General features: G+C 40.3%; 13 protein-coding genes and 3 pseudogenes. 2 read left to right on the forward strand and 14 right to left on the reverse strand.

The features are described 5' to 3' along the window. Positions 1-66: 66 nt before the first annotated feature. The 8 genes and pseudogenes from recR to ACU8V8_RS10365 form a co-directional block, all read right to left on the reverse strand. On the reverse strand, positions 67-675 hold the full coding sequence (gene recR, locus ACU8V8_RS10330) for a recombination mediator RecR (RefSeq protein ID WP_446887408.1): 609 nt from the start codon (positions 673-675) through the stop codon (positions 67-69). A gap of 8 nt (positions 676-683) precedes the next feature. Next, positions 684-1,011: pseudogene (locus ACU8V8_RS10335) on the reverse strand (YbaB/EbfC family nucleoid-associated protein). Between the two features lie 58 nt (positions 1,012-1,069). Then, positions 1,070-3,527 (reverse strand): annotated as a pseudogene (gene dnaX, locus ACU8V8_RS10340) (DNA polymerase III subunit gamma/tau). Between the two features lie 4 nt (positions 3,528-3,531). Beyond that, positions 3,532-4,071, reverse strand: coding sequence for an adenine phosphoribosyltransferase (apt, locus tag ACU8V8_RS10345; protein ID WP_099297043.1), 540 nt, complete (start codon positions 4,069-4,071; stop codon positions 3,532-3,534). A 129-nt stretch (positions 4,072-4,200) separates the two neighbouring features. Then, on the reverse strand, positions 4,201-4,323 hold the full coding sequence (locus ACU8V8_RS10350) for a hypothetical protein (RefSeq protein ID WP_446887409.1): 123 nt from the start codon (positions 4,321-4,323) through the stop codon (positions 4,201-4,203). Positions 4,324-4,394: 71 nt separating this feature from the next. Continuing rightward, positions 4,395-5,144, reverse strand: a complete 750-nt coding sequence (locus ACU8V8_RS10355) for an HvfC family RiPP maturation protein (protein ID WP_446887410.1) — start codon at positions 5,142-5,144, stop codon at positions 4,395-4,397. Positions 5,145-5,148: 4 nt separating this feature from the next. Then, positions 5,149-6,000 (reverse strand): HvfB family MNIO-type RiPP peptide maturase, encoded by an 852-nt coding sequence (locus tag ACU8V8_RS10360; protein WP_446887411.1) that lies wholly within the window; start codon positions 5,998-6,000, stop codon positions 5,149-5,151. An 81-nt stretch (positions 6,001-6,081) separates the two neighbouring features. Continuing rightward, positions 6,082-6,453 (reverse strand): annotated as a pseudogene (locus ACU8V8_RS10365) (HvfA family oxazolone/thioamide-modified RiPP metallophore); the annotation flags it as partial. A 181-nt stretch (positions 6,454-6,634) separates the two neighbouring features. Between ACU8V8_RS10365 and ACU8V8_RS10370 the strand changes: the two are divergent. Continuing rightward, positions 6,635-7,591 carry a tRNA-dihydrouridine synthase gene (locus ACU8V8_RS10370; RefSeq protein ID WP_446887412.1) on the forward strand — a complete coding sequence of 319 codons (957 nt, stop codon included), beginning with the start codon at positions 6,635-6,637 and terminating at the stop codon, positions 7,589-7,591. A 73-nt stretch (positions 7,592-7,664) separates the two neighbouring features. Then, positions 7,665-8,006, forward strand: a complete 342-nt coding sequence (locus ACU8V8_RS10375; protein WP_446887413.1) for a TraR/DksA C4-type zinc finger protein — start codon at positions 7,665-7,667, stop codon at positions 8,004-8,006. Positions 8,007-8,012: 6 nt separating this feature from the next. Here the strand turns inward: ACU8V8_RS10375 and ACU8V8_RS10380 are convergent, their stop codons facing one another. From ACU8V8_RS10380 to ACU8V8_RS10405, 6 genes are all read right to left on the reverse strand, one after another. After that, positions 8,013-9,065 (reverse strand): hypothetical protein, encoded by a 1,053-nt coding sequence (locus ACU8V8_RS10380; protein WP_446887414.1) that lies wholly within the window; start codon positions 9,063-9,065, stop codon positions 8,013-8,015. Positions 9,066-9,173: 108 nt separating this feature from the next. Next, positions 9,174-10,433, reverse strand: coding sequence for a tetratricopeptide repeat protein (locus tag ACU8V8_RS10385; RefSeq protein WP_446887415.1), 1,260 nt, complete (start codon positions 10,431-10,433; stop codon positions 9,174-9,176). Between the two features lie 11 nt (positions 10,434-10,444). Beyond that, positions 10,445-11,062 (reverse strand): energy transducer TonB, encoded by a 618-nt coding sequence (locus ACU8V8_RS10390; protein ID WP_087531728.1) that lies wholly within the window; start codon positions 11,060-11,062, stop codon positions 10,445-10,447. Further along, a complete protein-coding gene (locus tag ACU8V8_RS10395) occupies positions 11,062-11,466 on the reverse strand; it encodes an ExbD/TolR family protein (protein ID WP_087531729.1) in 405 nt (134 codons plus the stop codon). Before ACU8V8_RS10395 ends, ACU8V8_RS10390 begins: the two co-directional genes overlap by 1 nt. A gap of 14 nt (positions 11,467-11,480) precedes the next feature. Continuing rightward, a complete protein-coding gene (locus tag ACU8V8_RS10400; protein ID WP_087531730.1) occupies positions 11,481-12,005 on the reverse strand; it encodes a MotA/TolQ/ExbB proton channel family protein in 525 nt (174 codons plus the stop codon). Beyond that, the gene (locus tag ACU8V8_RS10405; RefSeq protein ID WP_446887416.1) at positions 12,005-13,369 is read right to left on the reverse strand and encodes a MotA/TolQ/ExbB proton channel family protein; all 1,365 of its coding nucleotides are present in this window, start codon (positions 13,367-13,369) and stop codon (positions 12,005-12,007) included. Before ACU8V8_RS10405 ends, ACU8V8_RS10400 begins: the two co-directional genes overlap by 1 nt. Between the last annotated feature and the right edge of the window lies 1 nt (position 13,370).

A 13,370-nucleotide genomic window follows, 5' to 3' on the forward strand; every position in this document is an offset into this window, starting at 1 on the left:
CAAAGCAAATAAAAAAGCCCGCGCTCATCGTTAATAAGCGCGGGCTTTTATAATTAAGCATAAAGTCTATTCTTGGCTAACCGCTTTTCGGCCAGAAAATGCATGCATTAAGGTCATGCCATCTAATAAATCAAGCTCTCCACCGACTGGAATACCATGGGCTATACGTGATGCTTCCACTTTATAGCGATGACAAAGCTGGGCAATATAATGAGCGGTTGTTTCGCCTTCAACTGTTGGGTTGGTGGCTAAAATCACTTCATTAATGCCGCCTTGGCTTAATTTTTTTTCAAGAATATCAAGGCCTATTTCATTGGGGCCAATACCATCTATCGGTGATAGATGTCCCATTAGCACAAAGTATAAACCTTTGTATTGCCCAGTCTGCTCAATGGCTAGTACATCAGTGGGTGATTCAACCACACATAAAATGCCGCTATCTTGACGTTTTGGACTTAAACAGATTTCACATTGTGGTTGCTCTGCAAAAGTACGGCACGACTGGCAATGCCCTACGGCACTCATCGCTTTTGTTAACGCATTACCAAGTTGCGTACCACCCTTGCGGTCACGCTCAAGTAAATGAAACGCAATGCGCTGCGCTGATTTTGGGCCTATGCCCGGCTGACAGCGCAGTGCTTCGATGAGTTGGCTTAAACTTTGTGAAAGTTGCATTATTTACCTTAGAATGGCATTTTCATACCTGGTGGTAATTGCATACCGCCCGTTACTTTACCCATACGCTCTTGAGTCTCTTCTGCTACACGGCGAACAGCATCGTTACATGCCGCGGCAAGTAAGTCTTCAATCATGTCTTTATCGTCTTCCATTAAGCTTTCATCAAGCTCAACGCGGCGTACATTGTGATTACCAAGCATGGTTACTTTTACTAGACCTGCACCGGCTTCACCAACTACTTCCATAGTGGCGATTTCGTCTTGGGCTTTTTTGCATGCGCTCTTGCATTTGCTGCGCTTGCTTCATCATGTTACCCATTCCACCTTTAAACATAATTCTCTCTCTTTGTGTAATCTTTAATTGTCATGAAGATAAGGGCTATTGTAACTAATTACAATGCCTGGATACTGTTTTCGTCAATAATTGCTGAAAATAGCTGCTGAAATTGCACTATATTTTCATCTGAGTTAATCACATCAATTGCTTGTTGGTGACGCCCAACATCAATTTTTTGCTGTATTAAATACGGTGAGTCAATTACCCCTTGCGCAAAATTAATACTGAGTGTGACGTTATGCTCATAAATACTAGAAAGCGCTGCATCGAGTTTTTGTCTTAGCATTGGTGTATCGAGATGCTTTTGTGACTCATCCACGTCGATATGTAAATTATTACCTTGTTTGGTAAAAATAGAATGCAACGCAAATTGGCGCATTCTACCACCTAGGCCCATTCGCTTGATTAAATAAGCCCATTCATCTTGTTGATGAGCAAATCTAATTTCACTAATTGGGCTCTGAAAATCATCAGGAACCGGAATGCTAGGCTCTTGTTCAACTTTTTTCAGGCTTTTTTTGAGGGTTAATTTGCTCAAGTAACTCAGGCGCCAAATTTTCGGTAATTGTTTGATGCTTTTCTTTAAAGTCTACTTTTTTTGTTGCGATTTGATTATCTGAGCGTGTTTGGCTCCCCGTCTCTGGGAGCGCTGGCTTTTTTATGGTTTGGCCTGAGTCATCATTCGACCAAGGCGGCGCATCGATAGCCGCTGATTTGAGCTGTGCTGCCTGTTGTGGCTGTGACTCAGACAATGGTGCTTGATGAAGCTCAGGTTTAGAGCTATTTTGCTCAGCATGCGTAACTTGTTGCTCTGTGGTTTGGGTACTATTAATATTCGCACCAGACAACTTACCTGCGCCAGATATGTTTCTATCACGTAGAATTCGCGCTATGGCTGATTGTGCTTGTGACTCTTGTTGTGCAATTGAGGTGTGCGGTTCGCTATTATGGCTATTAGCTTGAGGCTCAACTTGAACTGCTTGGGTTTGATCATTAAAGCCTTGATCTACAGCGCTGCTCATGATGTCATCAAACTGTGACGCTAACGTTTGTTCAGCGTTGCTGTGCTGTTGATAGGCATCATCTTGACTTTGCCGTTGAGCGTGTTCATCACTGTGGGTAACTTCAGTGTTTGGTAATGTTTGTGCAGCATCTACTTTTTTTACTGGTGATACGTGTTCAATACCTTGTTCATTAGTGTTCTGATGCTCTACTTGATTGTCCGCTGTAGCTTTATTATCAGGCTGCATTTTATCAGCTGAATTTACATCACTGCTTAATGGCTGTACATCACTATTTGTTGTATCAACATTTGGGGTTTGCTGCACCACTTTATTTTTATTAATAATATCGCGAAGTGCACTCGCTCGCCCTGCCTTGTTTTGTACCGATTGCACTGTGCTTGGTGATGCTTGCGTCGACGAAGTACCGGCTGGCACAAAGGCAAGCAACCTTAACATAATCATTTCAAAACCAAGACGCGGCTCAGGTGCCCACTGCAAATCTTTTTTACCGTTAAGTAATAACTGATAGTAAATTTGTATTTGTTGGCTGTCGCTTGCTTGCGCTACTTGCTGGATAAACTCTGCATTATACTCATCTAGCTTAGCTGCATCAGGCACTAGTTGAGTTAACTGAATAAGGTGTGTTAAACCAATTAAGTCATCAAGAAGAGCATTATATTGTGGATTTTGACTCGCAATTTGCTCTATTTGGGTCATTAACAATGCCCCATCTTGAGCTAGTAACGCAGCTAATAAATGCTGACTGTAATGGTTATCCATTAAGCCCAACATGTTTTGCACTGACTGGTGTTGTATATTGCCGTTTGTTTGGGCAATAGCTTGATCGGTCAAGCTAAGCGCATCGCGCATACTGCCATCAGCGGCTTTGGCTATAATCTGTAATGCTTGAGTTTCAAAACTCAATTGCTCCTCGCCCAACACGTACTCAAGTTGTTGCAAGATTTCAGATTGCGACAATGCATTTAGATTGAACTGTAAACAACGTGATAAAATAGTCACCGGTAATTTTTGTGGATCAGTGGTCGCAAGTAAAAACTTTACGTGTTCCGGTGGCTCTTCAAGGGTTTTTAATAACGCATTGAAGCTGTGCTTAGAAAGCATATGCACTTCATCGATAAGGTAAACCTTATAACGACCGCGAGTTGGTGCGTATTGCACGTTATCAAGAATTTCACGAGTATCTTCGACCTTTGTTCGAGACGCAGCATCTATTTCTAGCAAATCGATGTAGCGGCCAGATTCGATATCTTTACAACTACTGCACTGGCCACAAGGCTCAGACGAAATACCTTCGTCGCAATTCAAGCTTTTAGCGAATATACGCGCGATGGTGGTTTTACCCACTCCGCGAGTCCCAGTGAATAAATAAGCATGGTGCAGTCGGTTTTGTGTTAACGCATTAACAAGCGCTTGTTTCACATGTGACTGACCGACCAATTCGTGAAAGGTCTGAGGACGCCATTTTCTCGCTAGGACTTGGTAACTCATTTAATTATTCGCCTTCGAATTCAACCAATTTAAGGATGTTAATCCCCATTTTCTCAATGCGTTGCTCACCACCTAATTCTGGTAACGAAACAACAAAGGCAGCATCAGTTGCATTGCCACCAAGTTTATTGACTAATTTTGCTGTTGCTTCAATCGTACCACCCGTAGCTAATAAGTCATCAACTAAAAGGACTTTATCGCCAGGTACTATCGCGTCTGTATGAAGCTCAAGCACATCTTCGCCATATTCAAGTTGGTAATCTTGAGAAATAACAGCGCGAGGTAATTTACCTGGCTTACGTACAGGAATAAACGGAATGCCTAATGCGTATGAAAGCGGCGCACCAAAAATAAAGCCTCGCGACTCTGTACCAATGATTTTAGTAAAACCTTGATCTTTATAGGCGTCTATGAATGCGTTGATTGTAGCTTGGAATGCAGCAGGGTCAGCCATTAACGTAGTTACATCGCGAAACATAATGCCAGCTTTCGGGTAATCTGCAATAGTGGTAATGCTGTCTTTAATAATAGAAGGAGTAGTCATAATTTAAGCTATTTGATTGTTTATATTACAAAGCCAGCAATTATAACACTAGAAATATCGGTTGTCGGTAAGAAGTTAACTAATTAAAAGATAAGGCTGCAGTAGCAGCCCAAAAACTAGATAAACAAATTAAGAAACTGTGGTTACCCAGCCCAAAATTGCGTTCAAACAGCCAATTCCAACAAAAATTGCTAAAAATGCTAGGAAATACATTGCATTAAATGGGTCTTTAAAATCTTTATCTTCTGACATGGTACTACCTTTATTAAGCGCGACATTTTAAAGCGCACATAATAGTCCATGTAAAATAATCATTAAAGCCTTTAAGCTTGATTTTTTGTCACGATCACGCCTTTGTTAGCCATCGCTTGTAGTGTTTCATTAGCCCCATAACTAACTTGCTCATAACTAAACTGAGGCGCATGTTGAATAACCTGATGACAAAGTTGTTCAAAGTTAATGGCGGGTGATGCTTCTATCAGCGATAACAAAAGCGCAGTCATCGGGTTAGTTGTCAAAAAATGTACGTCATCGTCAAGGTCTCTATAAACTACAAAGTAATTTGGTTGGCCGCTTGGTGTTGTCGGTTGGTGATCAACACTTATCTGTTGAACTGCAAATTGATAGCTTAAATTACGTGCTGTTTGGCTAAAATACAAAGGCGTTACAGCCAGTGCTGTGTTTATTAAAATCTCATTGTCATCTTGTTGGCAAATAGACACATCAAGTTCAACCCATTCGTAATGCGCCAACTCAATCATGAAAATCGGATCGGTGGCTGTTTTTACATAGCCATGACTAAGGTAATTAACAAATTCCCCTGCAATATCTAAAAAATAAGGTGATACACAATCATGTTCAACAAAAAATCGCCTTACTAAAGTATTCCAATCATCAGTTGAGTAAAGTGTTCTTAATACAGGAAAACCCGATGTAATAAAGCCTTCAATATTATTAAAAAATAAGTCACGGTAAATAGCCATACGACGCTCTTCAATCCCTTTTGGAGCAGGCTGGCTTGCAGGTTGTCGAATGTGGGCCATAAAGGTATTTTGAATATCTTGAAAACTCATAATGTTAAGCTCGCTTTTGTTTACTTACACCGTGCTTAGCTTGCAGCTGGGTTATAATATCAAGCTCATTGACTAGCACATCCATAGCCGGGATATTAAAGTCTCGTTCTAATAGAGTAGGAAATACACCATGAAATTCATATGCTTTATCTAAAAGTTGCCAAACTGGATCAATTACATCTGCACCATGTGTATCAACAATCAAATCATCAGCCTCATTGTAATGCCCCGCCACGTGACCGTAGTCAACTCTCTCACAAGGTAACCCTTGTAAGAACCCAAGTGCATCATAGCCATGATTAACCGAGTTTACGTAAATGTTATTTACATCGAGCAAAAGTTTGCAATCAGCTTGGACTAGAACTTCGTTGGTAAATTCAAGTTCAGTTAATTCTTGGCCTGGCGCCGCATAATATGAAACGTTTTCAATCGTGATTTGTTGCTCAAGAATGTCCTGTACTTGCTTAATTCTTGACACAACGTGCTTAACTGCCTGCTCAGTAAAAGGGATCGGCATTAAATCATACATATGACCAGTGCCAGAACAGTAACTTAGGTGTTCGCTATAACGCTTGATACCATGGTCGATAAAAAAGCTTTTTAACGCTTTGACGAAATCAATATCAAGGGGCGCGGGAGAACCAAGCGAAAGCGATAAGCCATGACATACAAAATTATGGTCGTTGGTTAATAACTTAAATTGCTTTTTAAATCGCCCTCCTAATTTTAGCCAGTTTTCAGGGGCAACTTCCATAAAATCAATTTGCTTTGGAACTTGAACAAGTAGCTCATCCAACATTTCTCGGCGTAAACCAAGCCCTACCATACCAAATTCATCTTTATTAGCTATTGCCATAGATACTCCTTAATTTAAAAAGGCCCGCAAAGGCCTTTTTAATAGAATTAACTTAATGCTATCGCGAAGTGGTTAGTGGCTACCGCCACATTTGCCTTCACCGCATTTACCTTCTTTCTTAGTTTTTTTATCGCTTGATTTAGTATCACCACCGCATTTGCCTTCGCCGCACTTGCCTTCAGTTTTAGCTTTAGCATCTTTTGTTTTAGCATCGCCACCACACTTGCCTTCACCGCACTTACCTTCAGTTTTAGCTTTAGCGTTTTTTGTCTTTGCATCACCACCACACTTTCCTTCACCACATTTCCCTTCAGTGGCATCTACTTGATAACCTGTAACGAGTTCTTGGTACTCAAAAGGGTTGGCTTGTGCATTTGTTGATACTAAACTTGCACCAGTGATCACTACTGCACCTAATGTTAATGCGATTGAATTATTTTTTACTGTGTTCATAATCTAACTCTCTATTTTTACTCAACGGGTATACTTAATAGACCCAGCATAAAAGAATAACTTTCACAAAAGACGAAAATAATATTATTTTTTTATTGTACACATAAAGCTATTAGTGATTTATCAATTTAAACGGACAAGGTAAACTACGCCACCATTTTTACAAATAAAGTTACACTCAATGAAATTAGTATTAGCACCAATGGAAGGCGTAGTCGATTTTAAAATGCGCCAATTACTTACCGATATTGGTGGCTTTGATTTGTGCGTAACTGAATTTGTCAGAGTAATTGATGCTTGCTTACCTGATAAAGTATTTAATCGCTACTGCCCTGAATTGCAAAATAATGGTTTTACTCGCGCCGGCACACCTGTACGTATCCAATTATTAGGTCAAGTTGCTGAGGCACTTGCAGAAAATGCAGTTAAGGTCATTGAGCTGGGTTCTCATGGCGTAGACTTAAATTTTGGCTGCCCAGCAAAAACAGTAAACCGAAGTAAAGGCGGCGCAGTGCTTTTGAAAGATCCTGAGCACATGTATGAAATTATTAAAGCTGTACGTGATGCTGTACCAATTCAGCATCAAGTAAGTGCCAAGATTCGTTTAGGCTTTGATGATGATAGTAATAGCCAAGAAATCGTCGATGCTGTTGTTAGCGCAGGTGCAAACAGTATAGCTATTCATGCTCGCACTAAACGTGATGGCTACAACCCACCGGCTTATTGGGAAAAAATTCCTCCACTAATTGAGGGTAAAGCAATTGATGTTGTAGCCAATGGCGAAATATGGCAAGTATCGGATGCATTGTTATGTCAGCAAAGGAGTGGCTGTACTGATCTCATGCTTGGACGAGGTGCGCTTTCACACCCTGATTTAGCAAAAAAGATTAAAGCACAGATTAATGGTGAGCAGTACCAAGGTTTACAATGGGAACACATTCTTTATCATATAATTCATTCATCGATGCATCATGACCCAACTAAAGATGAAAAATATTTTGCATCTCGTACTAAGCAATGGCTCGGCTATTTGAAACGTGAGTATCAACAAGCACATGCTTTATTTGATGAAATTAGACGTTTAAAAACCAAAGTAGATGTCGCTGATGTATTAAAGAAATACGCAATCGCACCCTAAATTGATACATATCATATTTCGCCTCACTGAATTTATGGATAATACTTTCATTATTCAGTGAGGAAGGCCAACCATGTACCAATCACAGCAAATTTTAGCACGTTTAAATAGTGAGCTTGCTTTAAAACGTCAATCTCTATTGGCGGCTCTCGCACAATCAAATAATCTAGCCCATCATTCACTTCTACTTACTCTTGAAACAAGCAGTCCTGAACATTGGCTAGAATTGGCAGAGAAACAACTGGGCTCAGAATACAGTGAGCTTATACTTCGTTTAGAAAAATTAGAGGCAGCAATTTGTCAGATTGAAATAGGTCAGTATGGGTATTGCTGTGACTGTGAAGAAAAAATTGATGCACAGCGTCTTTTAGCAGATCCTGCTAATCAACGCTGTAGAAATTGCGAACCAGGCTAACGCTAGTTAATCCACTTTCAATAAACTTGCAAAAGAAAAGCTAAACGCAGGATAAAAAACAATATCATGTACTAAATACTGTGCTGATTCTGATGATAAGTTTAACCTTTTTGATAAATTAACCTTTGCTTGTTGCAACGTCCATGCATGATAGTGAATTCCTATATCGGTTTCCATCATTGCCAACCAAAAGTACTTTTCATCATCAGACATACTTTGAAGAGCGCGTGATGCGGACAAAGGTAAATTATAATAACCTTGTGACCAGTCAAGCCCTGAGGCCATATCAAGCGATTTACTTTCAAGCCATTGCTCTAATACTGACTGGCGATGTCCTTGTTGTAATGGTAATTTGAACGGCTTATCATTTATGTCTGCTAATTGGTTTTGAATTTTAACTAGCCACTTCAGAGGTGCATCAGTTTTTCCCGCAAAGTAATTTAGCTTACTTTGATACCAAGGTGCGCCATTAGGTAAGCCATGTAAACCAACACTGCCTCTTGGTGTATATTGCTGTAAATAGGTATCAAAGCTATTTAAAGACTTAGTTAAGACTTCTGTTAAATCACCCCGACTTTTAAGCTCAGTCAAACGTAAGTGAAATTCTGCCAATTCTACTTTATTGAGTTTAAGTTTACTCTGTAAGCCTAATGAAAGCTGTCCGGCTGTAAAGTCAATCCAATCGGAAATTTGCTGCTGTGGCACATTATTATTTAGCATATTCTCAACCACATTCACTTGAGAGGGCCATGGAAAATAGCGTGCGGGAAAGCGCTCACTGATGCTTAAATAATCAGCTAATTGTTGGGTATTTTCGTCCAACGTCAACGCTCTTAATGATTTATAAATAGTATGACGCTGTTCTAAATACTGCTCAGAGAATGGTAGCTGAGTCAGAGCGATTGAGTTTGCAGATGTTGGCATTCTTTGAGGCTGTAAGAATACATTTTGTATTTTTAACTGCTGATCCATCTGTTCTATATTTGAATATGCAATTTCAGGTTTACTACACCCGCTAATTAGCACAGCCACTATTGCAATCACCAGATTCTTAATCATTTTTTATCCAATTAAAGCTAATATATTGAGGAAACATATAATTTCATGTGTTTATATTAGGTATAAAAAAGCCCCATAGGGGCTTTTTAAATTGAAAAGCATTATAAATTAAATTTTTACACCGTTGCGAGCGGCTTTATCTTTAATATATGTAGACCAACCTTTCGCAAACTTACGCGTGCGAGGGTCATCCATAGCTTTAACAATTGCAGCATATGCTTGCTTATACTTTTCTTGATAGTAATAAGCTTCTGCTAAATCTGTGTATATAGTTCCTTTTTTATCAGAACCTAATTCCAGAGCTTTGTTCAAACGAACAACGGCAGAACTATAATTTTGCGACTGAAGTAATAATGAACCCGCTTTACGGTAAAGTTCAGCGTCATCATCAAACTTAGCGGCCTCTTCATAGAACTTAGCTGCTTTTTCAATATCTTTTGAACGATGATAGTTACTAGCTACTGCGCTGACATTTTGTTTATTACGCTTCACAATCTTATCATTCATAGACTTTTCAAGGATTTTTGCAGCCTTGAAAGGAATTTCATTCAAAGAATAGAAGTTAGATAAAACTTTATAATCAACTTCAGCTTCAAAATAACCATTTTTGTAAGCTACTTCCATTGTCGCAAGACCTTTTTTATAGTCTTCCGTTTGAAGGTAGTACTTACCTAAGCTTACCCACGCTTTTTTATCGTCAGGCCAGGTACGTACAATTTCTTCGCCAACTTTAACCATATTCTTATAGTCTTTAAGTTCGAAATACGAACCTAATTTAAGTTGGTAAGGGCCTTTATTGGGCTCTTTTTGAAGTTTAATTGCTTTATCTGCCGGCTCAAAAACGTCGCGGAATTGTTCTAACTGGTAATTAGCTTGAGCAATACGGGTATAAACCGTTGCATCTTCTTCACCAGTAAAGTCCATCCACCTTACGTAAGCTTCTTTGGCTTTTTTGAACTGTTCAGTACCAGCATACATATCACCCAATGTTTTTAAGGCTTGCTGTTGATCAGCAAAATTTAGAACATCAGGGGCTACAGCTAATTCAAGGTGTTTAATCGCAGTTTTATACTGCTCTTTTTGACCATACATACTACCTAGGTAGCGATTAACTGTTGCCTTGTCAAAGTCATCTGAAGGGTCAAGCTCTTTGAGCATTGCAATTGCTTCATCAAGCTTGTCTTCATTATACAAATCAAATGCTTTAACAACTTTTTTACCAGTGCGCTCACCCATGATTTTAGTTTTTGCTTTCTTACGCTCTTCAATCTTGGCGTAATCTGGCGCGGCTAAAACTGGTGCAGTAATCACTGCACCCGAGAGAGACATAAGTACCGCAAGTGCTGTTACTTTAGATAAATTTCTCATTACTTGCCTCCTTAGTTGCCTTGGTTAAGTTTAAAGTCTAGCTGAACTTGTAACCCAACTTGCTTTTGTGGTTTACCGTCAATAATTTTAGGACGGTATTTCCACTTACGTAGTGCACGTTTAGCTTCTCTATCAAAAATACGTTTAGGGTCTGCGTCAATTACTTCAACGTCTGTAACCCCACCCAATTCATCAATTGAGAATGAAAGTTGTACCCAACCTTCTTTACCATCACGTGCCGCTTGTGTTGGATATTTTGGTTCAATACGAACGATAGGTGTCGCATCACCATCACGTCCGAATGCACCTGGACCACTTAAGCCACCAGCCGAACTTCCCACATCGATGCTACCCATATTAAATGACATAGCACCCGGATTAGGGTTGTTGTTTTCCGGCTGAGGCGGCTGCGGTTTAGGCGGCTGCTTTGGCGGTGGTGGAGGCGGAGGCGGAACACGCTTCCTCTCCTGCACCTTAGATTCAGGCGGATTCGTCATAATTTCGACTACGATTTGTTCTTTTTGCTCCGTGTTACGGTCAGCCCCACCAGAGATGAGGAAGGCCATGAAGTAGAACAAGCCGAAAGTAACTGCCCCACCTGCAATCAGTGAAAACAGAAAACGAATCATTACTGATCTCCAGCTATTGAAATTCTCAGGTTGTCACCCGTCGCTTTGATCTGGTCCATAACTTTAACCACAGTACCATGTTTTGCATCTTTGTCAGCCTGCAAAATTACAACATCTGTAGGTTGTTCTGCTAATAAACTTTCGATCTTTGCTGAAACACGTTCAACATCAACTTGTTGTTTATCAATCCAGATCTCGCCGTTGTCACGAATAGCAATGAAAATGTTAGCATTTTTTTGCTTCGTAGCTTGGGCCGCTTTTGGTTTATTGACCTCGATACCAGCCTCTTTAACGAACGATGTAGTTACGATAAAGAAAATAAGCATGATAAATACGATGTCAAGCATCGGCGTCATATCTACCGCTGCTTCTTCTTCTTCACGAAAACGTTGTTTACGTGCCATATTTAATTCTCTCTCTAGTGATGAGGCATACTATCTATAAGTTTGGCTTTCACCATTCTCGCTCTTGCCTCAAGGCGTGAGCTAAAGAAAACTCCAGATAGTGCCGCAACCATTCCAGCCATTGTTGGGATTGTTGCCATTGAAATACCAGATGCCATTAAACGTGCGTTACCAGTACCTTGGGTAGCCATGGTTTCGAAAACCGATATCATACCCGTTACTGTACCCAGTAAGCCGATTAAAGGACAAATAGCTACTAATGTTTTAATCAACAACATACGCTGATCTAATTTTTCAGACGCTTCAGAAATCCATGCTTCACGGATTCTGTGTGCGTACCAAGACGTAGTGTCTTGGCGGGCATCCCACTTTCCTACAATTTCCTTCGTCATACGAGGAAACTCAGAAAGTAAGAACCAATAGCGCTCAATCATTAAAACCCACATAAGAAAGAGTGCTATCGCGACCACGTATAATACCTGGCCGCCTGTGCCAACAAAATCCCTGATAGATTCCCAGATCTCCATCAGGACTAGCATTAGGCTTTCTCCTTCTCCGCGTGAGTAGCAACGATACCCGCGCTTTGCTCATCAAGGATGTGTAATACCGACTTACTGCGACCCGCTACAACAGCGTGAAGAAGGATAAGTGGTAATGCAGCAATTAGACCTAGCGCAGTAGTTACAAGTGCTAGAGAGATGTTACCTGCCATGATCTTCGGATCACCTGTACCGAACAATGTGATTGTTTGGAACGTTAAGATCATACCGATTACCGTACCTAGTAGACCAAGTAGTGGCGCGATTGCAGCAAGGATTTTGATGATGTTGATACCAGCTTCGATGCGAGGCGTTTCACGAAGAATCGCTTCATCAAGCTTAAGCTCAAGGTTTTCAACGTCTTGGTTTTTGTTCTCTTGATACACTTTAAGGATACGACCCAGTGGGTTGTTACCGTTTGGTGTAGACACATTTTTAAGTTGGCTCTTGATTTTGCTCGTAGTGATAGTTAAATCAACAAAACGAACTAAGAAGATTAATAGACCAAATGCTAATAAAGCAGTGATGATATAACCAACTACGTCACCTTGATGGTAGTATTCCATCAGTGACTTCTTCTGTGTATTGATACGTAATATAGCACCACGTGTAGGATCCACGTAAACACCTGCGTATTCACCAGCAGAAGTAGCAGCTAAATCATCAATACCTGCAAGGATGAAACCGTCTGGTTGCTTACCTAAAGGTTGAATAGACTTAGTCTCAGGTGAATAAATTAGGTAACCGTCGTCTGTAACTAAGTTAAAGTTACCGATACGCGTTACTTTCTTCACAGAAGAGTTACCGTCAAGACCTGCAACTTCAGTTTCAAATGTAGAAACTTTAGCTGATTCAGTCATTTCAGTTTGTAGTGCAATCCAAAGCTCTTCTAATTCACGAACTGTAGGAAGCTCTTTAGCTGCTGCTAATGAACGTAAGATTTCAGCACGGCCTGGCTTTTCAGCAGAAACAAGTGACGCTTCGATTGAACCGATTGCATCTTGTGCTGCACGACGTACAACACCAAACATCTCACCTAAAGTACCTTGTGCACTTTGTAGAGCTGCTGCTTTCTCATTCATTGTATTTTCGTTTTGTGCATACTGCTTTGTTAAGCTATCGCCACGTGCTTTTTCAGCAGCTAATTGGCTTTTCGCTTTATTAAGTAACGCTTGCTTATCAGCACGATCTGATAAGAACTCTTGCTCACGTTGCTTATTGATTTTGCCTTCAGAGATACGCTCTTGCTTAACTTGCTCAAGGATTTTATCTAAAGCATCAGTATTTGCATGTGCGTTAAGCGCGGTACCTGCAGAAACAGATAGTACTGCTGCAACAGCAAAACCTTTAAATAGTTTCTTCATT

Source organism: Pseudoalteromonas sp. SaAl2 (genome assembly GCF_052947895.1).

Excerpts from the sequence above, each read along its gene's own strand:
- recR (WP_446887408.1), bottom strand. The coding sequence starts at position 675 with ATGCAACTTTCACAAAGTTTAAGCCAACTCATCGAAGCACTGCGCTGT.
- apt (WP_099297043.1), bottom strand. The coding sequence starts at position 4,071 with ATGACTACTCCTTCTATTATTAAAGACAGCATTACCACTATTGCAGAT.
- ACU8V8_RS10350 (WP_446887409.1), bottom strand. The coding sequence starts at position 4,323 with ATGTCAGAAGATAAAGATTTTAAAGACCCATTTAATGCAATGTATTTC.
- ACU8V8_RS10355 (WP_446887410.1), bottom strand. The coding sequence starts at position 5,144 with ATGAGTTTTCAAGATATTCAAAATACCTTTATGGCCCACATTCGACAA.
- ACU8V8_RS10360 (WP_446887411.1), bottom strand. The coding sequence starts at position 6,000 with ATGGCAATAGCTAATAAAGATGAATTTGGTATGGTAGGGCTTGGTTTA.
- ACU8V8_RS10370 (WP_446887412.1), top strand. The coding sequence starts at position 6,635 with ATGAAATTAGTATTAGCACCAATGGAAGGCGTAGTCGATTTTAAAATG.
- ACU8V8_RS10375 (WP_446887413.1), top strand. The coding sequence starts at position 7,665 with ATGTACCAATCACAGCAAATTTTAGCACGTTTAAATAGTGAGCTTGCT.
- ACU8V8_RS10380 (WP_446887414.1), bottom strand. The coding sequence starts at position 9,065 with ATGATTAAGAATCTGGTGATTGCAATAGTGGCTGTGCTAATTAGCGGG.
- ACU8V8_RS10385 (WP_446887415.1), bottom strand. The coding sequence starts at position 10,433 with ATGAGAAATTTATCTAAAGTAACAGCACTTGCGGTACTTATGTCTCTC.
- ACU8V8_RS10390 (WP_087531728.1), bottom strand. The coding sequence starts at position 11,062 with ATGATTCGTTTTCTGTTTTCACTGATTGCAGGTGGGGCAGTTACTTTC.
- ACU8V8_RS10395 (WP_087531729.1), bottom strand. The coding sequence starts at position 11,466 with ATGGCACGTAAACAACGTTTTCGTGAAGAAGAAGAAGCAGCGGTAGAT.
- ACU8V8_RS10400 (WP_087531730.1), bottom strand. The coding sequence starts at position 12,005 with ATGCTAGTCCTGATGGAGATCTGGGAATCTATCAGGGATTTTGTTGGC.
- ACU8V8_RS10405 (WP_446887416.1), bottom strand. The coding sequence starts at position 13,369 with ATGAAGAAACTATTTAAAGGTTTTGCTGTTGCAGCAGTACTATCTGTT.